The sequence below is a fragment of the Streptomyces sp. MB09-01 genome (genome assembly GCF_033794505.1).
In the GTDB taxonomy this organism is placed as follows: Bacteria; Actinomycetota; Actinomycetes; order Streptomycetales; family Streptomycetaceae; genus Streptomyces.
On record NZ_JARAYQ010000129.1, the window covers coordinates 1 to 22982 of the forward strand.

The 22982-nt window shown below is 70.8% G+C and carries 22 protein-coding genes; 13 read left to right on the forward strand and 9 right to left on the reverse strand.

Features of this window, described 5'->3' with window-relative positions; translation table 11 throughout:
- Positions 1-164 precede the first annotated feature (164 nt).
- The 3 genes from PV721_RS24965 to PV721_RS24975 all read left to right on the forward strand — a co-directional run bounded on the left by PV721_RS24965 (position 165) and on the right by PV721_RS24975 (position 3196).
- Positions 165-2168 carry a PP2C family protein-serine/threonine phosphatase gene (locus PV721_RS24965; RefSeq protein ID WP_319727914.1) on the forward strand — a complete coding sequence of 668 codons (2004 nt, stop codon included), beginning with the start codon at positions 165-167 and terminating at the stop codon, positions 2166-2168.
- A 178-nt stretch (positions 2169-2346) separates the two neighbouring features.
- Positions 2347-2709, forward strand: coding sequence for an STAS domain-containing protein (locus tag PV721_RS24970; protein WP_319727916.1), 363 nt, complete (start codon positions 2347-2349; stop codon positions 2707-2709).
- A 13-nt stretch (positions 2710-2722) separates the two neighbouring features.
- Positions 2723-3196, forward strand: a complete 474-nt coding sequence (locus PV721_RS24975; RefSeq protein ID WP_319727919.1) for an ATP-binding protein — start codon at positions 2723-2725, stop codon at positions 3194-3196.
- On the opposite strand, the gene PV721_RS24980 is transcribed toward PV721_RS24975, so the two are convergent.
- The 3 genes from PV721_RS24980 to PV721_RS24990 all read right to left on the reverse strand — a co-directional run bounded on the left by PV721_RS24980 (position 3162) and on the right by PV721_RS24990 (position 6932).
- Positions 3162-4529, reverse strand: a complete 1368-nt coding sequence (locus PV721_RS24980; RefSeq protein ID WP_319727921.1) for a mycothione reductase — start codon at positions 4527-4529, stop codon at positions 3162-3164. The genes PV721_RS24975 and PV721_RS24980 overlap by 35 nt on opposite strands.
- 194 nt (positions 4530-4723) lie before the next feature.
- Positions 4724-6046 (reverse strand): hypothetical protein, encoded by a 1323-nt coding sequence (locus PV721_RS24985; RefSeq protein ID WP_319727922.1) that lies wholly within the window; start codon positions 6044-6046, stop codon positions 4724-4726.
- 274 nt (positions 6047-6320) lie between these two features.
- Complete coding sequence (locus tag PV721_RS24990; protein WP_319727923.1) at positions 6321-6932, reverse strand: SGNH/GDSL hydrolase family protein; 612 nt, start codon at positions 6930-6932, stop codon at positions 6321-6323.
- 963 nt (positions 6933-7895) lie between these two features.
- Here PV721_RS24990 and PV721_RS24995 point away from each other — a divergent pair.
- Both PV721_RS24995 and PV721_RS25000 read left to right on the forward strand, forming a co-directional pair.
- Complete coding sequence (locus PV721_RS24995; protein ID WP_319727946.1) at positions 7896-8504, forward strand: hypothetical protein; 609 nt, start codon at positions 7896-7898, stop codon at positions 8502-8504.
- A gap of 167 nt (positions 8505-8671) precedes the next feature.
- Positions 8672-9349 carry a transposase gene (locus tag PV721_RS25000; RefSeq protein WP_319727924.1) on the forward strand — a complete coding sequence of 226 codons (678 nt, stop codon included), beginning with the start codon at positions 8672-8674 and terminating at the stop codon, positions 9347-9349.
- A gap of 97 nt (positions 9350-9446) precedes the next feature.
- On the opposite strand, the gene PV721_RS25005 is transcribed toward PV721_RS25000, so the two are convergent.
- Positions 9447-10256 carry a hypothetical protein gene (locus PV721_RS25005; RefSeq protein ID WP_319727925.1) on the reverse strand — a complete coding sequence of 270 codons (810 nt, stop codon included), beginning with the start codon at positions 10254-10256 and terminating at the stop codon, positions 9447-9449.
- Between the two features lie 277 nt (positions 10257-10533).
- Between PV721_RS25005 and PV721_RS25010 the strand changes: the two genes are divergently transcribed.
- Positions 10534-11523: an ornithine cyclodeaminase family protein gene (locus tag PV721_RS25010; protein WP_319727926.1), complete on the forward strand. Its 990-nt coding sequence runs from the start codon at positions 10534-10536 to the stop codon at positions 11521-11523.
- A gap of 134 nt (positions 11524-11657) precedes the next feature.
- Positions 11658-12389 carry a DUF2625 domain-containing protein gene (locus PV721_RS25015; protein WP_319727928.1) on the forward strand — a complete coding sequence of 244 codons (732 nt, stop codon included), beginning with the start codon at positions 11658-11660 and terminating at the stop codon, positions 12387-12389.
- Between the two features lie 786 nt (positions 12390-13175).
- On the opposite strand, the gene PV721_RS25025 is transcribed toward PV721_RS25015, so the two are convergent.
- From PV721_RS25025 to PV721_RS25035, 3 genes are all read right to left on the reverse strand, one after another.
- Complete coding sequence (locus tag PV721_RS25025) at positions 13176-14009, reverse strand: PIG-L family deacetylase (protein ID WP_319727930.1); 834 nt, start codon at positions 14007-14009, stop codon at positions 13176-13178.
- A 511-nt stretch (positions 14010-14520) separates the two neighbouring features.
- The gene (locus PV721_RS25030; protein ID WP_319727931.1) at positions 14521-15072 is read right to left on the reverse strand and encodes a hypothetical protein; all 552 of its coding nucleotides are present in this window, start codon (positions 15070-15072) and stop codon (positions 14521-14523) included.
- A gap of 47 nt (positions 15073-15119) precedes the next feature.
- Positions 15120-17642 (reverse strand): hypothetical protein, encoded by a 2523-nt coding sequence (locus tag PV721_RS25035; RefSeq protein WP_319727932.1) that lies wholly within the window; start codon positions 17640-17642, stop codon positions 15120-15122.
- A gap of 263 nt (positions 17643-17905) precedes the next feature.
- Here PV721_RS25035 and PV721_RS25040 point away from each other — a divergent pair, with 263 nt between their 5' ends.
- The 3 genes from PV721_RS25040 (at position 17906) to PV721_RS25050 (ending at position 19574) form a co-directional block, all read left to right on the forward strand.
- On the forward strand, positions 17906-18223 hold the full coding sequence (locus PV721_RS25040; protein WP_319727933.1) for a hypothetical protein: 318 nt from the start codon (positions 17906-17908) through the stop codon (positions 18221-18223).
- Between the two features lie 171 nt (positions 18224-18394).
- Positions 18395-18718 carry a plasmid stabilization protein gene (locus tag PV721_RS25045; protein WP_319727934.1) on the forward strand — a complete coding sequence of 108 codons (324 nt, stop codon included), beginning with the start codon at positions 18395-18397 and terminating at the stop codon, positions 18716-18718.
- A gap of 40 nt (positions 18719-18758) precedes the next feature.
- Complete coding sequence (locus tag PV721_RS25050; RefSeq protein ID WP_319727936.1) at positions 18759-19574, forward strand: SDR family oxidoreductase; 816 nt, start codon at positions 18759-18761, stop codon at positions 19572-19574.
- A gap of 151 nt (positions 19575-19725) precedes the next feature.
- Here PV721_RS25050 and PV721_RS25055 read toward each other — a convergent pair whose 3' ends face one another.
- Together PV721_RS25055 and PV721_RS25060 are read right to left on the reverse strand one after the other, a co-directional pair.
- Positions 19726-20052: a hypothetical protein gene (locus tag PV721_RS25055; protein WP_319727938.1), complete on the reverse strand. Its 327-nt coding sequence runs from the start codon at positions 20050-20052 to the stop codon at positions 19726-19728.
- A 265-nt stretch (positions 20053-20317) separates the two neighbouring features.
- Entirely contained in the window at positions 20318-20986 is a 669-nt protein-coding gene (locus tag PV721_RS25060; protein ID WP_319727939.1) for an HSP18 transcriptional regulator, read from the reverse strand.
- 150 nt (positions 20987-21136) lie between these two features.
- On the opposite strand from PV721_RS25060, the gene PV721_RS25065 reads away from it, so the two are divergent.
- The 3 genes from PV721_RS25065 (at position 21137) to PV721_RS25075 (ending at position 22588) form a co-directional block, all read left to right on the forward strand.
- Complete coding sequence (locus PV721_RS25065; RefSeq protein ID WP_319727941.1) at positions 21137-21571, forward strand: Hsp20/alpha crystallin family protein; 435 nt, start codon at positions 21137-21139, stop codon at positions 21569-21571.
- A 123-nt stretch (positions 21572-21694) separates the two neighbouring features.
- Positions 21695-22090, forward strand: coding sequence for a DUF2267 domain-containing protein (locus tag PV721_RS25070; protein ID WP_319727942.1), 396 nt, complete (start codon positions 21695-21697; stop codon positions 22088-22090).
- Between the two features lie 51 nt (positions 22091-22141).
- Positions 22142-22588: a DUF2267 domain-containing protein gene (locus tag PV721_RS25075; protein ID WP_319727944.1), complete on the forward strand. Its 447-nt coding sequence runs from the start codon at positions 22142-22144 to the stop codon at positions 22586-22588.
- The last annotated feature ends 394 nt before the right edge of the window (positions 22589-22982 follow it).

The following is a 22982-nucleotide window of genomic DNA, read 5'->3' on the forward strand; positions in this document are numbered from 1 at the left end:
GGGTATTTGTTAAAAGGACAGGACGGCGCCCGGGCCTGGGTGCGGAGGCCGGCGCGGGGACGAAACCGCCCGCCTCCGCACCCAGGCCCGGGCGCCGTCTCGTAGGCCGTGCCGGTGAGGCCGCACTGCGCCCGCCCCTGGCCCGGCTCGCCGACGGCCTGGCGGTGGCGCACGGCGGTGACGACGTCGCGGAGCTGCTGAGGACCGTGCTCGGCCCCGAAGCAGGAGTGGACGCGGTGATGATCTACAGCCTGACGTCCGCCGGAAGCCTGGAGCTGACCGGCCGCGCCGGCATCGACGACGTGCTGGCCGAGCGGTGGCGCCGCATCCCCTCGCTCGCCGGCGTGGCCGCCCGCGAGGCGGTCGCCGGGCACCGGGCCCTGTGGCTGGAGAACCCGGCGCAGGACGCCCGCCACTACCTGCTGATCGCGGACGCGACGGACCGGTGGCGCTCCCGCGCCTGGATCCCCGTGCCCGCCGACGGCTCCCCGGACACGGCCATCGGCTTCCTGCGGACGCGGCCGGGCCCCTTCGCGGCCGACGTCCGGGCACTGCTGCGGCGGGCGGCCCGGCTGTGCGCCGGTCCGCTGAGCGTGCCGGAGCGGCCCCGCGACGCCGACGCAGGGCCGGCGGACGTCGACGTGGCCTCCGCCCAGCGGATGCTGGACGCGCTGGCCGGACCGGCGATCCTGCTCACCCCCCTGCGCTCGGAGGCGGGCGAGGTGGAGGACTACCGCATCGACGCGGCGGCGCCCGAGTCGGTGGACGTCGCCGGGCGGCGCGGCAAGGAACTCATCGGCCGCCGGGTCCTGGAGACGTACCCGACGGTGGTGGCCACCGCGCTGTGGGACGGGTACCTGGAGACCCTCACGACGGGAACGGCCTACGAGGGCGAGCCCTTCACCTACGAGGAGGTGGTCGCCGGCGTCCCGCAGCAGTCCGTCTACTCGGTCCGGGCCTCCAGGCTGGGAGACCGGCTGGTCGTGTCGTGGATCCGCCACGACACGAGCGAGCGCGAGGCACGGCGGCTGGCCGACATGCAGCGGCTGGGCAACCTCGGCTGGGCCGGATGGGACCTCACGACGGACACCGTCACGTGGTCCGATCAGGTCTACGCCATCTTCGACCGCGACCCGCGCCACGGGCCGATGGCACTGGAGGAACTGCCGCGGCGCGTCCTCCCCGACGACCTGCCGAAGCTGGCCACCGCCGTCCGGCGGCTGCTGAGCCGGGGCGAGGCCATCGACCAGCCGTTCCGGATCACGACCGCCGACGGCGTGCGCCACGTGCGGATCGTCGCCGAGGCCCAGACGGACGCGGACGGCACACCGGTGGAGGTGCACGGCTTCTTCCAGGACCTCAGCGCGCAGCGCGGCGTCGAGCTCGCACTGCGCGAGAGCGAGCGGGCGGTCCTCGTCCAGCGCGGCATGCTCCAGGCCGAACGGGCGCTCGCCGCGAGCCTCCAGGACACCCTGCTGCCGATCCCCGACCAGTCCCTGGAACTGGCCGGCCTGTGCATCGACGTCGCCTACGTTCCCGCCGACCGCGGGGTCAACGTCGGCGGTGACTGGTACAGCGCCATCGAACTCCCCGACGGCAGTGCCCTGTTCGTCGTCGGAGACGTGGCCGGCCACGGTCTGGCCGCCGTCGGCACCATGGCCCAGCTGCGGTTCACCACGAAGGGCATGACCGTCACCGGGTCGCCGCTGCCCGACGTGCTGCGCCGGCTCAACACCCTCCTGATCCATACCGCGTCGGACCCGTCCGCCACCGCCACCGCCACCATGGTCATGGGCCGCTACCAGCCCTGGGACCGGCGCCTGACCTGGGTGCGGGCGGGCCACCTGCCCCCCTTGCTGGTCCGCGGCGACGGGGCCGGCTTCCTCGACCAGCCGCCGGGCAACCTCCTCGGCGCCAGCTACGACTCCTCGTACAGGCAGGCCGTCATCGAGCTGATGCCCGGTGACCGCCTGCTGTTCTACACCGACGGGCTCGTGGAGGAACCGGGCGAGGACATCGGCGTCGGGCTCGAGCGGCTCGCCGCGTCCACCCTGCGGCTGCTCCGGGAGGGCCGCGGCGGAACCCTCGCCCGGACGCTCGCCGCGCTGTGCCCGGGCAACCGCGACGACATCTGCGTACTGGACATCCACGTCCCGGACGACCCGTGAACCGGCGCGCCGGGCGCAGCCGCGCCACGGCGCCCACCGCCGCTGCCGGCCCCCCGGTCCCAGGCTTGGACGGCAACCGACGGGGTAGGCGCGACATACCCCGAAGATTCCGGATGGGAGGAGCCATGGCAGCCTCAGCGGTTCATCCGACCGGGCAGGGAGAGGGAGTGTGTGCCTGATGGCCACGGCGAACGGAGAACGCTTCACCGTCGAGGCGCGGTCCCTGGCGGGGGCCACGGTCCTGGCCATGGCGGGGGAACTCGACCACGACACCGCCGAGCCCCTGCGGCAGGCCCTGGACACCGCGTGGCCGGACGGCGGGCGGCTGCTCGTCGACCTGACCCGTCTGGACTTCTGCGACTCGACGGGCTTGAACGTGCTGTTGCGCGGCCGGCTCGCGATCCAGGAGTCCGGTGGCACCCTCGAGCTGGTCGGCCTGCACCCACCGGTCGCACGCATGTTCCACATCACGGGCGCGGACCGGCTCTTCCGGGTCCACTCGGATCTGGAAGCCGCCCTCGCGACGTCCCAGCGCCCGTAGGGGAGGATCACCCATGGACGAGGGGCGGTCACCGGAGCTGACCCGGCTCCTCGTGCTGCACGGGGCCGCGAACGCGGTCACCCGGTGCCGCGACTTCGCACGCCAGGCCCTCACGGAGTGGCACTGGCCGCCGGGCCCCGTGAAAGAGGGCACCCCCGGCGCGGAGGCCACCGACGACGCCCTGCTCCTGGTCTCCGAAGTGGTCGCCAACGCGTGCCTGCACGCGGACGGGCCCACGTCCCTGCTCCTGCGCTGTACGGGCGAGTGGCTGCGGATCGAGGTGACGGACGGGAGCCCCGCCGCACCGCGGGCCACGCACCGGACCGACCCTTCCCGGCCCGGAGGCCACGGACTCCTCATCGTGGAACGGCTGGGCCGCAACTGGGGCTGGCATCCGCTCGACGGCAACGGCAAGTGCGTGTGGGTGGAGATCGGCTCCCCGCCCGGCGGGCTCACAGACCGAGGTCGAGGAGGGCCTTCTCGATGAGCTCGGTGGGCGCCGGGTGGATCCAGTACGGGGACCTGACGAGGGTGGACGCGTCGATGCCCAGGGTCATCGCCAGGACGAGGGGCTGGATGAGGGCGGGGGCCTGCGGGCCCATGAGGTGGGCGCCGAGCAGGCGGCCGGTGCCGCGTTCGGCGAGCACCTTGCAGAATCCGGTGGTGTCCTCCAGCGCCCAGCCGTAGGCGACGTCAGCGTACCGCGCCTGGCCCACCAGAGGGTCCAGCCCCCGTTCGCGGCAGTCCTGCTCGGTGGCGCCGACCGAGGCGATCTGCGGTCGGGTGAAGACCGCCGCGGGGACCAGCTCGTGGTCGGCCGCAATCAGGTCGTCCGGGTGGCGGAGGTTGTGGCGGACGACCCGCGCCTCACGGTTGGCGACGTGCTTGAGCGGCACCGGAGTGCACACGTCCCCGAGCGCGAAGACGCCTTCCGCGGTGGTGCGCTGGTACGCGTCGACGACGATGCGGCCGTCGTCGTGGGTGGCGACGCCGGCGGCGTCGAGGTTCAGCCGGTCGCCGTTGGGGACGCGGCCCACCGCGACCAGCAGCATGTCCGCCTCGATCGCCGAACCGTCGTCGAGGGTCAGCCGCAGCGCGCCCGGACGGCCGCCGACGGTGGTGAGCTCCCGGCCGAGCCTGAGGTCGTAGCGGGTCCGGGCCAGTTCGGTGAACCGCGCCGCGACCGTCTCGTCCTGGGGGCCGAGCAGGCGCTCCTCCTTCTCGACGATGACCACGGAGCTGCCCGCCGCGGCGAACACCTCCGCCAGCTCCGCCGCGATGTAGCCCCCGCCGAGGACGGCCAGGCGGCGGGGCGGCGCGTCGATCCGCATGACCGTGTCGGAGGTCTCGTACGGAAGCGCGGAGCCGGCGACGGGCGGGGGCACGAGCGGGCGGCCGCCGGCCGCGATGACGATCTGCCGGGCACCGATGTCCACGGGGCCGTCCGCGAGGTCGATCCGCAGCTCCCGGGGGCCGGTGAACCGCGCCGTGCCCTCGTACACGGTGACGGAGTCCGCCTCCCGGCGACCCCGGCGGCCCTCCTCCCGCTCGGCGTCCAGACGCCCGAACACCCGGTCGCGCATCTCCCGCCAGCGCACGCCGGACAGCTCCGCGTCCACGTCGTAGGTGCCGGCTTCGCCGACGGTCCGGGCGACGTGCGCGGTGTGGACGTACATCTTGCTCGGGATGCAGCCCGCGTTCAGACAGGTGCCGCCGAACCACCTCTCCTCGACGACGGCCATGTCCAGCCCGGCGAACGATGCGTCGATGACGGCGTTGCCGGAGCCCGCACCGATGACGACGAGATCGTGCTGACGCATGGCGCCAGGCTACGAGGCCGGGGCCCGGACCGGCGCAGGGGCGCGCGCGACGCACCCGACGGCTATCGCCCGTCCGCCGGCCGGCCGGGTCGGACTCCGCGACGATGTCCACGTTCTGCGCACCGGCGTGCGCGACCCGGCGGTACTCCACCGCGGGAGCCTGCCCCGGGTCGAAGGGCGAGCGGCGACGATGATCAGGAGACGGTGTCGGCGAGGATCGCACGCCGGGCCTCGATCGCGGCAGCGAGCAGGCGCTCGTCCAGCATCGTCTCACCGTCCCTCGTGGAGTCGTTGACGGGTATGCGGGTACGCCGGTCGATCAGCGCCGTCACCGACGGCAGCGCGGGCAACGCGTGTCGGCCCATTCGTGCCAGGCCTTCCGAGTAGTACTCGCCGATCGCGTAGTCACCGAGGTGCGGTGTCATGAGAGCGAGAATGCGGGGCAGAACCGTGGGACCGGCGTGCCGCAGCCATAGCGGAGCGCATGCCGCCTGCATACGTCCAGGCCGTTTGAAGGTGAGGTTGTACAGCTGGGCAGCCTGCCGGAAAGTCAGTGGACCCGCGTCCAGCAGGGCTCCGAAGATCTCAGGGGCACGATGAAGTCGCCCGGTGTCCACGGGTTTGGCTTGCAGGACCGCGGCGGCGGTGGTGCTGTCGTACGACGGCATCGGACTGCCGGAAGGCCGACGGGCTTTGGGATACGGAGTGAAGGGGACCTCGGCGATCAGGGCGCTGTGTGCGTGCATCGCGGCCTCCGAGATGGAGGCGGTGGTGAGGGCTTTGGCCATGGCGGGGCTGATTCCTCGTCCGCAGTGGCGGACGAGCAGGGGCAGGAGTTCGACCGGGGCCGCCCGCCAGTCATGGCAGGCCTCCCGGGCCAAGCCGGCACCGATGTCCCGGGTGGCGGGATCGGCGAGGAGTCGCGCCACGAGGGCGTAGACGTGACGCTCGCGCCTCAGCCCGTACAGGACCCGACCCCAGCGCCACCCGACGCCGTCCAGGTGGCGCGAGGCCTCCCGGGCATCGGCGAGCAGCGCCTTGTCGAGCGGGAGCCACTGCTGCGGAGGGGCGACGCTCAGGGTCTCCAGTCGGGCAAGGAAGCGGACGGAGGCCAAGGGGTCGTCTTGCAGGTGCGCGACTGAGCCCCGGAGCCACTCGGCGAGGGCAGTACGCACCACGGGCTCGGTGAGTTGGCCCAGGGCCCTGAGCGCAGCATCGTTGCTTCCGGCGTGCACGACGAGATACGCGGCCCGGCGCCGCACCTCCTCATCAGGGTCGGTGAGTCGAGCGAGCGCGGCTTCGGCGGCTTCGGGCCAAGGACGCCCGGCCCCGGCGGATGACAGGAGGTCCATGACCTCACGACGTACGAACGCGTCGTCGGCCCGGGAGAGCTGAAGCAGCCGGACGGCTACGGGGCCGGCGCGGTCGGCGCGTATCGCGTCGAGGACCGCGATGCGGTCAGGGTGGGCGGCAGTCGTGGCCTGCCCCGCGGACACGGCCTCGTCCAGCCACTTCATCGGACGGGGCGGTGGCCGCCCTTCCGTGCAGAGAATTCGGTCATGCGGCTGATCATGTCACGCGCAGCAACCGCCGGGCAACGACATTTGTCCTCCGAGGCAGGGGCACTCCCCACCTGCACGCACGAAAATCGGAAAACGCGATCTGCTACTCCGAAGTAGGGATGCGATCACCGGACCAGGCCGTCAGCCGGACGGAGCGCGGGGCGACCGGAAGAGGTGGCGACGGGCCGTCGCCCGAGTGAGCACCCCGCCCGGCGCCCCGCTGACGGGGTCAGGTTCTGGGCTGAAGGGGTCCGAGGCCGAGGGTCCGGAGCGTGTGGTCAGCCATCTGGAGGTGACCGGCAGCGTTGGGGTGTGCGGGATCGTCGAGCCAGGCGATCGGGTCGGCGGTGGCGAAGTGTTGCAGCCAGTGAGCCTCGTGGTCGACCAGTAGGGCGCCGGAGTCCTTGGCGATGTCCCGTACGGCCTGCGCGTAGAGGGGAAGTTCAGCGCGGGCTTCGCGGCCGGCGATGCTTACGAGTGCCGGGGTGTGCAGGACGATCTGGGTGTCCGCGCTCGTCCGCCGGATGAGCTGGTGCATCGCCTCATGGAACTCATGCAGCCCTGCGCGCCCAGCGCGGGCGTCGTTGGTCCCGAGCGATATGGACAGGACGTCAGGGGCGAACCGGCCGATGAGGTGGTCGTAGTGGGCGAGCACGTCGACAGCCCGCCAGCCGGAGACGCCGCTGTTGACGACGATGTCGGTCAGCCGGTCCATCTGCCATCTGACCCGTTCCTGCAGATGTTCCACCCAGCCGCGGGCGCCGTGGGTGTGCAGCACGGCCTGGGTGATGCTGTCCCCGGCGGCAACCCACGTCATGGGCGTGTCGGACAGTCGGATCATGGTGTTCCCCTCCCATGGGTGTCACGGCGCCGCCAGGTCGGCGGCGCCGCAGTGCGAGATCCCTGATCAAGATCAAGACGCGTAACGTCTGCCGGCCGCGATGTCTTCCCCAGCGCGGTGTCGTCTGCAGAAGAGCGTGGCGGGCGGGACCGCCACGCGCAGAGCGGCCGCAGGCCCGGCGAGAGGCCACATGCCGTTTCGGATCAGGACCGTTCGTCCCGTTCTCGGGCTGCTGGCAGGGCTTTGCGGAGGGCGGGTTCCAACCCCGCTGCCGTGCCGGTAGTCCACGTGCGCGTGTGGCCGCAAGGATCTGCAGCACCGCCCACGGCCGGTGACGGAGCGGGGTCAAACCCCGACTTTCCGTGCCGTGACCGCGGGCCCGTGCCGGGGCGCAATGGAGTGACGGATGACGCCGAAGGACGGCGGAACGGGCAACCCGCCCCACCACATCCGCACACGCGGCCGTGCCCCAACGGCCCGCCACACCGACGGCGACACCTCTGATTCGTTGGTAATGAGAGGTTCTGGACCTGTGATGGGCCCGGGCGGCGTTGTCCAGCCGAGGCCGCCCCCTACCGGCGTCGCCGGGGGAGCTCCGGTCAGCAGGAACAGCCACCGCGTGCACAGGACGGGGCGGCTTGTTCAGGTGCGTCAGGGGAGACGATCATCCGGCCATGAGACCCGAAGTGCAGACGTTTGTCGGCGTACAGGCGAACGTGGCTCTGGCAAGATTTTCGTAGCCGGAGATCATCCCGTGACGGCGGTCGGTTCGTCTGCGTAGTGGGCTGCCTCTGACTGTGCTCTGTTGAACTGACCAACCTGTTACCCCAGTTGGTCAAGGTGCTGGTGATCTCGGTAGACGTTTCCGAAGCTTCCGTGACGGTCCGTGCCCGCACGCGGTCCCGTGTTCCAGCGGGATGTGGGGGATGCGGCGAGCAGAGCGAGTGGTGCCACAGCCGCTACGTGCGGCACCTCGCCGATGTCACGCTCGGCGGAAGACCTCTCCGCATCGACTTGTCCGTACGCCGCTGGTATTGCGAAAACGCGGCCTGCCCGAAGGTGACCTTCGCCGAGCAGGTACCGGGACTGACCGTGCGCTACCAGCGGCGGACCCCGCTGCTACAGCACCTGGTCGAGGCCGTCGGCGTGCTTCTGGCCGACCGGGGTGGCGCCCGGATGCTGCGCGTCCTGAACGTCCCACTCTCGCGGTGCACTGTGCTCTCCCAGCTGATGCGGGTGCAACTGCCTCCGCTGGTCACACCCCGAGTGCTGGGGGTGGACGACTTCGCGCTCTACGGCGACACCTACGGCACGCTCCTGGTTGACGCCACCACGCGGCTCCCGCTGACGCTCTGGGAGGGCAGGGATGCCGAACAGCTGAGCCGGTGGCTTCGCGAACATCCCGGTGTTGAGGTCGCCTGCCGCGACGAACCGCCAAGGCATCGCCGACGGATCTCCCGACGCGGTCCAGGTCAGCGACCGCTTTCACTTGTGGCAGGGGCTGTCCCGACGCGTCCAGGAGGTCGCCGTCGCCCACCGCGGCTGCCTGCCCGCTGCTCTCCCCGCCCCTGATCCAGCCGAGACGGAGCTCCCTGACGGAGCGGACGCCGATCCCGAGCCGGTGCACACTCCGTGCCGGCCGACGTGCACGGCGGCTGTTCGAGGCCGTGCACGCACTGACCGATGCTGGCCGTCCCTACGCCGCCGTGGCCCGTGAGCTCGGCTTGGACCGCCGCACGGTGCGAAAGTATGCCCGGGCCCGTACTTGGCACGAGGTGCTGCGGCGTGCTCCCCGCCGCTCGTCCAGTCTGGATCCCTACCTCGACTACCTGCAGCAACGCTGGGACGAGGGCCAACACAGCGCCAAGATCCTCCACCAGGAGCTCCTCGGCAAGGGCTACCTGGGGCACTATCAGCGCGTGAAGATGGCCCTGGCACCCCTCAGGCGCAGCCTGCCGCTGGACGAGCCCCGCGAACGACCGCCCTCTCCACGCGAGGCCGCACGCTGGATCATCGCTGCCCCCGACCGGCACGGCCCGCAGACCGCTCAGCGCCTACGGCTGCTGCTCGAACACTGCCCGGAACTCCACCGCACCCACGACCTGGTCCGCCAGTTCGCAGCCATGCCCGAAACCCGTGACGCCACACCGCTGCCGCACTGGCTCGACCAGCTCACTCACAGCGGACTGGCGCGCCTTGCCAGTATCGCCACCGCCCTGCGCGAAGACCAGCACGCGGTCGCCCAGGGGATCACCACCCCCTACAACTCCGGGATCAACGAGGGCCGCATCACCGACGTGAAGCTCCAGAAACGCATCATGGCAGGCCGCGCCGACGTCGCACTCCTTCGCCACCGAGTCGTCCTGATCGCCCAACGCCGCCGCTACGCGGACCGACCAACCGCCGCACCAAGATGATCTCCGGCTACGAACACGTGAGGAACTCCGCCCCTGAACCTCGGGCTGAGCGGGGCCAGGGCGCAGGCGGAGGCCCGCACGGAGAGGGCCGCGCCGGTCAACGCGGGCAGAACCGCGAGATCATCGTGCCGGAGACACACGAGACGTCCTCCCAGGCAGTTGGGACAGCGGCCGCGAAGACGATCAAGTTGATGACAAGGACAGCAATGGCCAATCGCAGGCTCGCGCCGGCTGCTCTGCGCAGGGTCCGCAACACGGCAGGTGGTCCTGAGAGGCGTTCGTCGGCCCTGCCGTGCTTGGCGAAGAGCGCCGTCAGCTCCGGGCGGACATGCGTCTCGAAGAGCAGCTCCGGTCCTGATCCGATGTTTCGTGCCCGGCCAAACAGGTACGTGGCGGCCCGCGACGTGGCTCTTCGTGTGTGGTAGGCAGCGCCTCTCAGCGCGTAATAGAGGACAACACCTCCCCCGGTCAGCAGGCCGAGCAGGAGGGGGATCAGGATGCGCCCGGCGGCTTTGCCCGCCTCGGCCGTGACCGTCACCCAGGCTGTTGCCGCACCCGCCAGTGCTCCCAGCGCCCCAATCCAAAGAGGCCAGGTGGTACCGAGGATGACAGTTGCAACGAGAGCCCGTCTTTGGCCGGTCACCCAGGTCTGGAAGGCTTGTAAGTCGTTGCCGATGACATCGCGCTTCTGGAGGACTTCAACGAGCGATGCCAGCTCCTGCCTCAGGCTTCCTCCGTCGGGTACTCGGCTGCCGATCCACATGTCGGCATCCGCGGCAGAGGAAACGACCATGGCCAGCAGGATCCTCTTCGACAGCGGCTCGTTCCTGAAGAGGGCGTCCCCCTCGTCCAGGACTTTGCTGTATGCGTTCCTAAGGGCCTTGACATCCTCAAGTTCGACAGCCACTTAGAAAGTGGTACTCCACCGGCTGTCTCATGTCGATCTGACACTCACGGCCAGGACCCTCCATCTTTACCTACGACTGTGACGCACTGGCGCCAGCCGACCGCAGCCGGGTGATCTCCGCCTACGAAAATCTTGCCAGAGCCGCGAACGTGCCCAGGTGTGTACGGATGAACGGGCCCAGCAGGCGGCGTGTCATCACATGGGCCATGCGGCCTTGGACAACGCTGTGACCGACCGGCTGTGGCCGGGCTCAACGATCCCCGGGAGGTTGTGGCGGATGCTGGTTCTCGGGCGCTCACAGATCGAGGCCCTCATCGATCTGGACGAGCTGATCGACGCACTGACGCCGGCCATGGAGGACCTCAGTGCTGGGCGCGCCTCGGCCCCGGACCGGATCGCCGCGCTGGTGCCCGAGCGCAATGGCTTCCTGGCCGCCATGCCGGGTTATGTGCCGTCGGCCGGTGCGCTCATGACCAAGCTGGTCTCGCTCTTCCCGGGCAATGCCGGTACGCCGCTGCCGACCCATCAAGCGGTCATTGTCGTGTTCGATCCGGCCACCGGCGAGCCTGCCGCGTTACTGGACGGCACAGCCATCACCGCGTCGCGGACCGCCGCCTGCTCAGCGCTGTCAGCGCGGCTCCTGGCGCGCGAGGACGCCACGGTGCTGGCGGTCCTCGGCACAGGTGTCCAGGCCCGGTCCCACGCTCACGCGATGTGCCGGGTCCGGCCGATCCGCGAGATCCGGGTTGCCGGCCGGAACCCGGCACGAGCCGGCGTCCTCGCCGCTGAGCTGTCGTCCGTACTGGACGCCGAAGTCCGGGCGGTAGCCACCTACGCCGAGGCGCTCGACGGCGCACACATCGCCGCCGCGACCACCCACGCCCTCGAACCGGTGATTTGTCGCCCCTGGCTTTCGCCCGGGGTGCACGTCACCTCGGTCGGCTACAACCCGGCCGGCCGTGAAATCGACGACGCGACGATCGCGGACGCGCTGGTCTGCGTCGAATCACGGCAAGCTGCTCTGGCCCCCTTCCCGGCGGGCAGCAACGATCTGCTGATGCCGATCCGCGACCACGTGATCACGGCCGAGCATGTGCATGCGGAGCTGGGCGAACTCGTCTCCGGCAGCAAACCGGGTCGTACTTCAACCGATCAGATCACCCTGTACAAGTCAGTCGGAGTGGCTGTCCAGGATGCAGCGGCCGCCGCACTGGTGGTCGCTGCCGCCGGTGCGCGGTCGGTCGGCGAGGAGATCACGCTGCGGTAATGCCCGGCGTCCGGCCTGCTCATCGACGTGTACGCCGACAGACGTTTGCTGCCCGATCCATCGTCCCCGGTCTCCGAGTGAGCGCGGTCCAGCCCACAGGATGAGGCGATACCGAGAGGTGCGACCATCATCGGATGCGAGGGATCGATGAGCTGGTCAATGTGGACGATCCGGCGTGGCCGGAGCTTCAGGGGCTTCTCAGGGCGAGCTCCGTGCCGGCTCAAGTGCTGCCCGGCGACATCAACGAGGGCCGCCGATGCCTTCTGCAGATGCAGGTCAGCGCGCGATCGGTGCTGGGTGCACTGGCGTTGAACACCGGCGGATTGCTCGTGGACAACGGGTGGGTGCGAGTGTTCGGCGGGGGTTCGGGTTCGGTCGCGGATGGGCGACTCCCCAGTCTGGCGCAGGTCAACCGTTTCCCCGCGGACTTCGACCCTGGCTGGCACCCCGCGACAGGTCTTGTCGTCGGCCACGACATCGTCGGAGGGGTCTTCGCCTTGAACGGTGGCGATCCCGCGGCCGCGGGCCGCCCTGGGGCACCTGGTCAGATGACGTACTTCGCTCCCGACACTCTGGCGTGGGAGTCGATGGAGATGGGCCACTCCGGGTGGGTCTCCTGGCTGCTCTCGGGCAGCCTGGAGACGTTCTACGACGGAATGCGCTGGTCCGGCTGGCGTGAGGAGACCGCGACCCTGGCTATCGGGCAGGGTCTTTCCGTGTATCCGTTCCTGTGGTCCGAGGAAGCTCACGCCGATCTCGCGGCCACGAGTCGGCGGCCTGTGCCGATGCGCGAGGTGCTCGGAGTCGCAGCGGACTTCGCCCGGCGGATGGGGCCGTCCGATCCTGGGTTCCTGGGCGACGTGTGACTGGGTTCGCTGTCGCTCCCGGCCTGTCAGCGAAATTTGAGCGCGTGCTCAAGTCCGCGTCGGCCAGTGCGGTGAAGGCCACCATGGGAAAGTCCTCGCTGAAGACCTCACCCCCGAGCCCGAACGCTGAAAGACGCTGATGGATCCGGGTTCGGAGTCGGGCGACTGGGCCGAGGTTCTGCGGGCGCGAGGGGGCGGCGAACACCCCACGGCGTGACGGGGATGCCCAGGCGGCGCTGCGGGCAGCCGAGGGCCGGACAGCGGGGTTGTCGTCACCGGGCACCGCAAGCCGCGATCTCCACGCAGCTGCTGCTCGCTCGCCCCGGCGTCTTGGGCGTCGAAGAGGCGGGCGGCGAACTCGGGCGGCAGCGCCGCGGTGAGGTGGCGCAGCCAGCCGTCGTCCGCCGCGACGCCTCCGTACCGGCTCAGCCCGGACGGGACTCCCGTGCCGGGGCGCTGGCATCGGCCGGTGCGGGTGCGGGCTGGCGCCGGGAGGCAGAATCCGCAGGGCGCGCACGACCGTACGGCCCGCCGCAGCATTGGCGGCCGCGATGACGCGGGCCCTGCTCCAGGCCTGCCTTCGTCTCCCAAGCCGACGAGTCGGGGCACACGGTCGCCGGACTGCGGGTCGGAGCCGACGGCTGCCACGTGCCCGGCGAGGGCGAAGGCGGGAGCGAGAGCTGCCAACCGCTCCCGCAGGGAGCCGCCGGCAGCCGGGAGGTCCCGGGCCCGCTCGATCGGCCGTGCGGCCGATGAGCTTGTCTGGGCCCCGGTCGGACGGGCGGATCAGCGCAGTCCGGCGAAGAGGTCGTTCTCGGGTACGGCCGCGCCGGTGGCGTCCTTGACGCGTACGAAGGTCTCCATGCCCATCAACTCGCCGAACCTCTCCTTGCCCATCTTGAGGAAGAAGATGTTCTCGCCCTGACTGGCGTGCGCGGCCAGCGCGTCGAACTTCTGACCGCTGAACGCGGTGGTGTCCACCCACGTGGTGATCTCATCGTCGGGAAGGCCGATCTCGGCCATCGCGGCGGCCTCGGCGGGATCCGGCTCCGGCATGTCCTCATGAAACTCGCGCATGATCTCCCCGAACCGCTGCATCCCCGAGCGGGGCATCGTCGTCCAGTACACCTTCGGTGTCAGCGCGGTCATCTCCAGCGCCGCCATCGTGATGCGGTGCGCCTGGATGTGGTCGGGGTGGCCGTAGAAGCCGTTCTCGTCGTAGGTGACGACCACATCAGGTCGGTAGTGCCGCATGAGTTCCGCAAGTCGGGCGGCGCCTTCCTCCACGGGGGTCTGCCAGAAGGATCCGGGGGCGTCGTTGCTCGGCCAGCCCATCATCCCGGAGTCGGCGTAGTCCAGCGTCTCCAGATCGCTGATCTTCAGGACGTCACAGCTCGCTTCGAGTTCTTGACGGCGCATCAAGGCGACGGCCGCCGGATCGTGCCCGGGGTCGCCCGGTTTGACGCCCCCCGGTCCGTCACCGCAACGGCCGTCGGTGCACGTCACGAGAACCGTGCGGATGCCTTCCGCCGCGTACCGCGCGAGGACCCCTCCCGTTCCGGTCGCCTCGTCGTCGGGGTGGGCGTGCACTGCCATGAGCGTCAAGGGCCGGTCGGTCATGAAACAGTCCTCCTGCAGGAATACGTATGGGTCCGAGCGCGCGGCAGGCGTACCGCGATCCTGGAGGCCCGGAGCCTAGTGGGGCGGACGACCTTGTGGTCTCCGTACTCCCCGCCCGCGGCTCCGGGCCCTCGGTCGGTGCAACCGCGCCGACCGGACCGGCTGTTCCCGGGCGGCCGCTTGACCTTCCAGACTGCCGGAGTCAGCGACCCCGTCGCGTCAGGTCGCAACAGGAGTGCGCCGGCCGCGGCCCGGCCGTCAGCCCGGACGGCCGCAGTCTTCAGCCCCGGACGGCCGGACCCTGCTGTTCGGACGCTCCGACGGCGTGATCGGGCGGCTGGCCGTCCCGCAGCCCCGGAGCCCGAAAGCCTGCCCGACCTCCCCGATCGCACCGGCACGGTCGACCACCTCGCGATGAGCCCCGACGGGAAGGTGTCCGGCTCAGCGGGCACCGGCCGACTGGCGGCCTGTGACACCTCCGGCTCCGAGCCCGTCCCCCCCCCGGTGACGCTCAGTCGCCTCCGCGCCGGCCGGCCGGACCCTGGCCGTCAGCGCCGTGTCCGGGAAGATCTCGCTCTGGGACCTCACCGACCCCCGTCATCCCCGCAGGACGGCCCGGATCCAGGGCGGTGACCCACAAGCGGAGCCAGCGCCGTGCAGTTCGGTCCGGACGGCTGACATCGCCGGCGCGTGCGAAGTCGACTGCCACAGCAGTCGTCGCCGCGGCGCGCTGCCGCTGGTCGGCGATCGACCGGGCCACGCTTTCCGCGCGGTCCGGCTGGTTCGCCTGGGCGTACGCAGTCGCCAGGTACCGGGCCAGTTGCCCCTCCCCCACCTCCATGGTGTCGCCGTCCTCGGAGATCGACCTGCGCACGCGCTCCACGCCCGACGGGTCTCCCGCACAGCCGACCGCCTCGGCGATCCAGGCCCATCCGGAGCTCCTGCGGTCCGCGCTCTGGATCCTCGGCATGACTCCCATGGCTTCGTCGGCCATGGACAGGGCGCGATCCCGATCCCCGATCCGGGCGGCCGTCCTGGCCAACATCGTGAAGTGCTCGATCATGCCGAGGTTGTGGCCCATCACCCGGATCGCTGCTTCGGCTTCATCGATCAGGTTGCGTGCCCGGTCCTCTTCTCCGGCATGGGCCAGCGCGGATGCCGGTCTACCAATGCACTGGCGTGATGGAAGGCTTCGTCCACTGACCTGGCCATGCGCTCCGCACGGTCGAACTCGCCCACGTGGGCAAGCACTGGGGCAGTCTCACACAGCGCGCTCGACAGCTCGCGGGGATCGTCGATCTCGCGCACGACCGATTCGGCACGCTCCACCTCGCCTCCCCAGATCAACCCCTCCGCCAACGTCGCTGCGCTGTCTCCGCGGGGGTTCGAGCGGGCGAGCGACTCGGCGCGCCGGGTCTCACCCGCTCGGGCCAGGCACCCGATCACCTGACCGAGCGCAACTCGTCTGCGGATGGGGTCCGGGACCAGCACGGCCTGCGCTCCGGCTCTCTCGGCAAGGGCACCGGCAGCATGCAGATCGCCGACATCCGCGGTCCACCATGACAACCTGATCAAACTCAGCGACCGCGACCAGGGATCCGTCATCGCGCGGGCATCGCGTTCGATCTCGTCGGCCAACTCGCCTGCCCGCGCGAGATCACCTGCCGCGGCCAGCGCCCGGGCCAGAGCCGTCATCAGTACCAGACGTTCGCCGAGCTCCGACCGGGAGTGACACAGCGACTCGACCGTCTCTTCGTCTCCGATGAGGACAGCACCTGCCACGATCAACGACATCGCCTCAAGCAGCTCCTCGTCGGACCTGATCGACTGCGCGACGGTCTTGGCTTCCTCGATCACGGCGCGCGCCCGACCGTGTGCGCCCATGTCGGCGTAGAGCCGCACGACGCCGGTCAGCCCCGCCACCTGGTCCGGGTCCATGCATGCACGTGCTGCTGCCAGCGCCTCGTCTGCGGCCGCCTGCGCCTGTCGGGCGCGGCCTGCTCGCTGCCATGCCCTGGCAACGTCGATCAGCGAGCCCGACCGCCGCTCCGACATGGCGATCGCTCGACACGCTCTCATCGCGCGGACGGGCTCGCCCCTCGCCATCAGGGCGTCCACGACCGCGCCTTGCACATCGGACTGCCCGGATGCGCAGCGAATGGCACCGATGAGGCGTTCCGCTCTCGGGATGTCACCCTGCCGGGCTGCGGCCGCCGCCAGGGCGACGAGGACGACGTCCTGCCCGTCTGCCTGCCCGAGTGACCGCGCCGCCGCTTCGGCGGCGTCCCAGTTGCCGGCGTGGGCCAGAGCACGTGCGTGCTCGGCCTGGTGTGCTTCCTGTCGTGGGCAGGTCTGATACAAGCTGAGACAACGCTCGGCCAGCTGGCCGGCCTTGACGCCCTCGCCCGCGTCCGCGGCCCTTTCCGCCAGCGTCACCAGAGAGGTGAGCTGTCGTTCCTCATCCCCGAACGAGGAGATGAGCGATTCGGCCCGATCCGTCAACGACCGGACTGCGGATTGCCGGCCCAGCCTGCCGAAGCCGGTGATCGCGCAGAAGAGCAGCCGCAGTTGCGCCTCCGCATCGTCCGTCGAGTCGACCAGGGCTTCGACGCCGTCCATGTCGCCCGCGACGGTGAGGGGTTCGACCATCCCCGTCAAGGCCTGCATGCGCCGCTTCGGGTGCGGGATCGACTGGGCCGACGCCAGCGCGCGGATCGATTGACCGAGCATGGTCCGCACCGCGGGCAGGCCGACGGGAAGGTTGGCGTTGCGTTGCTCGATCTCGCTCCGGTGCAGTGCCAGCCTGGCCAGGCCGGTCAGATCGTGGGAGTCGTCCGCCAGCAGTGCTTCGTGGGCGGAGTTCACCTCGTTGAGTGCTGCCGTGTCTCCGCCGGTGACCTCCGCCAGGCGGTCGTGCCGGATGCGGTCGGTTGCGCAGGCCACCAGTCGGCGCAGGTCCTTGGCTTCGCCCACCATGCGGAAGTACCCGCGTAACAGGTACTCGGGTGTGCCGGCCGGCCAGCCCATGGCACGGTGCTGGTCCGCCCAGGCGTGCAGGCGGTGCCGGTATCCCGCGAGCCCCGGCTCCTCCAGATGCTGTCGAGCTGCTTTCTGGATCTCCTCGTGACCGAGGACGTAGGCGAAGGATTCGGTGTCCGGTCGCCAGCTGCCGGCCTGGGCTACGAAGCTTCGCCCGGCCACCGCGTGCAGGTGGTCCTTGATCCTCCAGGCGGGCTGGCCGGTCAACGCAGACAGGTCCGCGCCGGTGAGCCCGCCACCTGCGGAGGTGATGAGGCCGAGGAGGTGCTGCTCCAGCGGGGAGCCGTTGAGCAACCGCTTGAGGTCGCGTTCCATGTCGTTCCGGGCGACTCGGGCGTGTTCGGAGGGCGCGAGCGTTCGCGCCACGTCCACGCCGTGCAGGGGGTGATCGGCGGGGACGTCGCGCGGCAACGGCGGGTTCAGCCGACCCGAGACCACGATGCGCATGCCGTGGGGCGGCGCGGCCGGCAGCAGTCCGGCAACGCTGTAGGAGTCGGGGTCGGCGGTCACCCCCCGGTCCTCGTCCAAGCCGTCGACCACCAGCACCAGCCGCTCACCCTGCCGGTGGCAGTGCTGCGCGGCGTCGGTGAGCATGCGCCGCAAGTGTGCCGCCCGGGTGGCATAGGGCAGGTACGCGGGCATCAGCTTCAGCGTCGCCGTCCATCGGGCAGCCCGTTACTGGCGCCGGCAGCGGTGACGTTGACCCTCCGGCGCGAAGGGCTGCGGCCCGGCCCCCGGCGCCACGCCGTCCGAGGGCCCCTCCGGATCACCGGCTGTTGCGCTGCCAGAGTCTTCACCACGGCCACCGTGCGAGTCCCGTGCGCCATGATGGCCACCCCCGCTCGTAGGGTCGGTCCATGACCGAGAACGAGATCAAGCTCAAGGCCATTGCCGCGCTGACCGCTCTGCGTGGCGGAGTCGACGAGGGCCTCGTCTCCGAGCTGCTCGGGGAGACGATCCCTGAGCAGTTCTCGGTCCCGGCCGGCGCCTCTGCGGAAGAGGTCGGCGGCGCCGTCCTGGACCAGCTGGCGGCCCCGCTGAGCGCCCTGGTGAGCGGTTTCATCGCCGCTTTCGAAGCGGTCGCCGACGCATACGACGCGACAGGCTTCGAGCCCGGGACCGAGCCGATTCTCCAGGAACTGGCGCTCAGCCTCGCTCGAGACGACTCGGAGTGATGGCCTCGGTCCGGGCGAGAAACACGACGCCTCCCACGTCGGCGTCTCCCTGCTCCGGGTCCGCAGCGGCGCCGGGGTGCTGAATGAGGTGACCCACGGGGGGAAGGCGCAGGACGGACATGGTGGCGGCCGACCACTGCGCCGACACCACATACGAGCCAAGGAGTCATCATGCCTCGCGGTTCCAGCCCCAAACGTGAACGCCAGTACGAACACATCAAGGAGAGCGCCGAGCAGCGCGGTGAGAGCACGGAGCGCGCCAAGGAGATCGCGGCACGCACCGTCAACAAGGAGCGTGCCCGTGCCGGCGAGTCGAAGACGGCGAGCCGGTCCTCCCTCCAGGACATGTCGTCCTCCAGGCGCGGTGGACTGCGCTCCCACAGCGGTGCGCAGGGCCCCACGAAGGAGCAGCTCTACAACGAGGCCAAGCAGCGGGGCATCGAAGGCCGTTCCAAGATGGACAAGGCCGAACTCGAGCGAGCCCTCGGCCGCTGAACGGGCACGAGCGGCAGCAGCCTACGGAAAGGGCATCGTGATGAACGGATCCGGTCCCCGTCCACGCATTCCCACGACGGCCGTGGTGACCGGTGCCGATTCCGGGATCGGGCGGGCAGTGGCGGTCCGCCTGGCCCAGGCGGGGATGGACGTCGGAATCACCTGGCACACGGACGAACAAGGCGCGCGGGATACGGCCGACGAGGTCAGCGCCCAAGGGCGCCGGCCGGCGGTGGCCCGCCTCGACCTGACCGACCTCCCCGCCGCGGCCCGGGTGATCGACGGCCTCGCCGAAGACCTCGGCCGCATCGATGTCCTGGTCAACAACGCCGGCACCGGCACGGCCACCCCGTTCCTCGACATCGGCCTCGACACGCTCCGCGAGGTCCTCGACGTCGACCTGGCCGGCCCGTTCCTCTGCTCTCAGCACGCTGCGCGCCGCATGATCGAGCAGGGGGACGGAGGCCGCATCGTCAACGTCACCTCGGTACACGAACACCAGCCCCGGGTCGGCGCTGCTCCCTACTGCGCCGCGAAGGGCGGACTCGGGCTCCTCACCCAGGTGATGGCCCTGGAACTGGCCGAGTACGGCATCACCGTGAACGCCGTGGCACCGGGCGAGATCGCCACGCCGATGACCGGCCAGGAAGAAACGGACGTCACGCGCGCGGCACGCCCGGGCATCCCGCTCGGCCGGCCTGGGGACGCCCGGGAGGTCGCGGCGGTCGTCGCCTTCCTCGCAGGCCCGGACGCCTCCTACGTGACGGGCGCCTCGTGGGCGGTGGACGGGGGCATGCTCCGCATGGGCCCGATGGCCGGATCCCACCTGACCGGCAACGCCTGGCGCCGCAGCTGAGTCCGCGACGCGCGGTGCCGTGCCGGTGCCGTGCCGATGCGTCGCGTGGTCGTACGTGTGCGGAGTGAGGCGGGAACACCGGTCAAAGGGGAGTGAGGCCGGAGGAGAGGAAAGGGTGACGGCCGGCCGAGCGCAGCCCGTTCGCGGCCGGTCAGGCGGTGCGAGGTTTCTTCGCAGCAGGGTCTGCGAGGGCCCTGGCGGAGGTCAGCGGGAGAGTTTTTCCGGCGCGTATGAAGTGGATGACCTCGTCGTGCAGGGAGCGGCTCGCGTCCTCGCTGGGACACGCCACGGGGCTTCCTGCGAGCTCTAGCCAGTCGGACGCGCCGCTGTACTGCACCGTGACGTGGGCCAGCCCATCGGCCTCGGTCCAGGTGGTGTGCACGTCGAGTTCACCGGTCAGCGCGGGGCCTGCCTCGCCGGTTTCGACACCGTTCCGTCCGGCGAAGACCCCGCGGGTGGTCCATGATGCCCAGCTCATGCGGCCTCCCTGATGCGCGTTGTTCTGCCAGTGTGCACGCGTCGGCACCTGCGTGCCCCTGCAGGCGGGAAGTCTCGGCCCGCAGGAGCGCGGGACCAGGGCACCGGCGGGCTGCAGGGGCGCGGCGACCAGCGCTCGGTACGGCGGTTGCGCCCCTCGGGACCCGGAACAGGGTGGCCGTCCGCTTTGGCGTGCAACGCCTCGCGCACCCGCGTGACCTCTCGCCGGAGCAGACTGTCGCCGCCGCGGCCTCGCGACGCACGGTTCACGCGTTGCGTTGGTCGTGGGTGTCCTGGCGGAGCTGGTCGGTGTGCCGGGTCATGGCGTCGATGCGGTCGGCCAGCTCGGTGTCCTCGGGCCGCAGGTGGGGGCGGGTGTCGGTCAGCGGCTTGACGAGGCGGGCCGCGTCGTTGTCGGCGAGGGCCTGGTTCAGCTCGCCGATCGCGCCGCGGGCGGTGTCCGGCAGACCGGTGAGGGAGGTGACCTGGCCCGCGAGCCGGCGCAGTTCGGCCGCGCTGTCGCGGGCCCAGGCGCTCACGGTGCGGTCGGCGGCGCGCGAGTCGCGCGTGGCCTGGACGCGCTGCTCACCGGTGCTGCCGGCCGTGCCCGGGCGCAGCCGGAGGTAGCGGCGTTCCGCCGCCTGACGGCTGGCGACCCCGAGGGGACCGGCGAGCTCGGCCCAGCTCGCGCCCTGGTCGCGGGCGTTCTCGATCAGAACGCACTCCCAGTCGGCGAGCCGCTCACGGGCCTCGCGGAGCAGCACCAGGGCAGCCAGTGCCGGGTGCGGTCCAGCCTCCGACGTGGACACGGCCGGACCCTGCGCCGGTGCTGCGGTGGGCAGGTGGGCGTCGCGCACGGCCTGGCTGATGGTCTCCAGGGCCGCGGCAGCGGCCAGGAAGTGGACCTGCCCGGTCGGCGGGCCGCCCTCGTTCATGACACTCTCCGTGACGTCATTCCGTTGCCTCTTCTCAATGTCATCTCTCGGGTGACGTTCTGCTTGTCATCGTTCCGATGACATGTTACAACAGGAGCACGTTGAAGCGCATTGGCAGTTCCTGCCTGAACCAACTGGAGGTGTTTCGCGATGTTGATGCGCACCGACCCGTTCCGCGAGATGGACCGCATCGTCCAGCAGCTTTCCGGCACGTCGGGAACCTGGTCGAAGCCGTCCGTGATGCCGATGGACGCCTACCGCCAGGGCGAGGAGTACGTGATCGCCTTCGACCTCCCCGGCGTCAGCACCGACGCGATCGACATCGACGTCGAGCGGAACATGCTGACCGTGAAGGCCGAGCGCCGGCCCACGGGGAAGTCCGACGGAGTGCAGATGGAGCTCTCCGAGCGGCCCCTGGGCGTCTTCTCCCGCCAGATCATGCTGGCCGACACCCTCGACACCGAGCGCATCGAGGCCGACTACGACGCGGGTGTCCTGACCCTGCGCATCCCGATCGCCGAGCGGGCCAAGCCCCGCAAGATCAGCATCAGCGGCTCCGGGGACCGCAAGCAGATCTCCGGCTGACCGTGCCCGGGCGAAGAACCGCAGATCCGCTCCGCTCCGTCGCCGCGGCGGAGGACCTGGCTCCGACCCCCTCCGGAAGCAGTCCTCCGCCGCGCTTCTCTCCTCTTCTCCGGAGGTGACGCCATGCCGATGCGCCGCGAATCGTTCCTCGCCCACGTCCAGGAACGCGGCGGGTACGGGACGCGCGAGGAAGCCGACCGCGTGTCCCGCGTCGTCCTGGCCCTGCTGGGCGCCCATCTGGTCGGCACAGTGCGGGCGCAGCTCGCCTCTCGCCTCCCCGAGACGTTCGCGCTGATCCTGCTCAACCCCCTCCAGGCCGAAGAGCCGCTCTCACCCGAGCGTTTCGTCCGCGCGACCGCGGCCTGGATCGAAGGTGCCACCGAGAAGACGGCCCTCTGGGACATCGGAGCCGTCCTCTCCACCGTGGCGGCCGCCGCGGGAGACGCCCTCACCCGGGAGGTGCTCCTCCAGCTGCCTCCCGGCTACGACGTGCTCTTCGGCCACCCACAACCCACCTGACACACCCGCGCAAGCCACATCCCCTCCCGCAGAGAAAGGCCGCACCCCGTCATGTACGAACCGACCCGACCGGAACCCTCCCGCGCGGCCACGACGTACGACCAGATGCTGGAACGTGTCCGCTACGAAGGCGCCTACCCCAGCCGCGAACGTGCCGGGGACGCCGTCCGCACCGTCCTGTCCGCCCTCGGCCGCCAGCTGACCGGCGACGAACGCGTGGACCTCGCCCGCAGCCTGCCCTTCGAAGCGGCTCTCGCTCTGACCTCGGCCGTCCCCGATGCCGAGCAGCTCACGGGCTGGGGCTTCGTCAAAGACCTTGCCTCCCGCACCGGCGCCACACCGGCCACCACCCGCTGGGACACCGGCGCCGTCCTCGCCGCCGTCGCCGCTCTCGCCGGCCCCGACCTCCTCGCCCGCATCCTTCAGCAGCTTCCCGACGGCTACGCACTCCTCTTCGGCCAAGCCCAGCTGCGCCAGCCCCAGCCCGCGGGCGCCTGACAGGCCGGTTTCCGCTTGTGGGCAGGCCGCCGTCGGCAAAGGGCACGCGATGGCCCCTTCAGGCCCGTATCGAACGCCCCGACCGTTCCCGCGCTGGCGCATCTGCCCCGGGCGGCCAGCATGCCTACGGGCTCCGGCCCGGGACCTCGGCAGGCGTGGCGGCCCCGGCCTCGCAGCTCGCTCGCCCCTGCGCCGCGCTCTCCTCCGGAACGGGCCTACCCGGGAACCGCTGGCTCGGCAGCACTTCGTCTGGTACCCGAGCGGCCGTTGGGCCTGCCGCGAGGGTGTGGCTGCGGACACTACCGGTTCGACGACGACCAGGCGGACGGCCACGACGGAACCAACAGCCGCCTGCACACCTGGTCGAACAGCCCGCGAGCCCCCTCCACTCCCC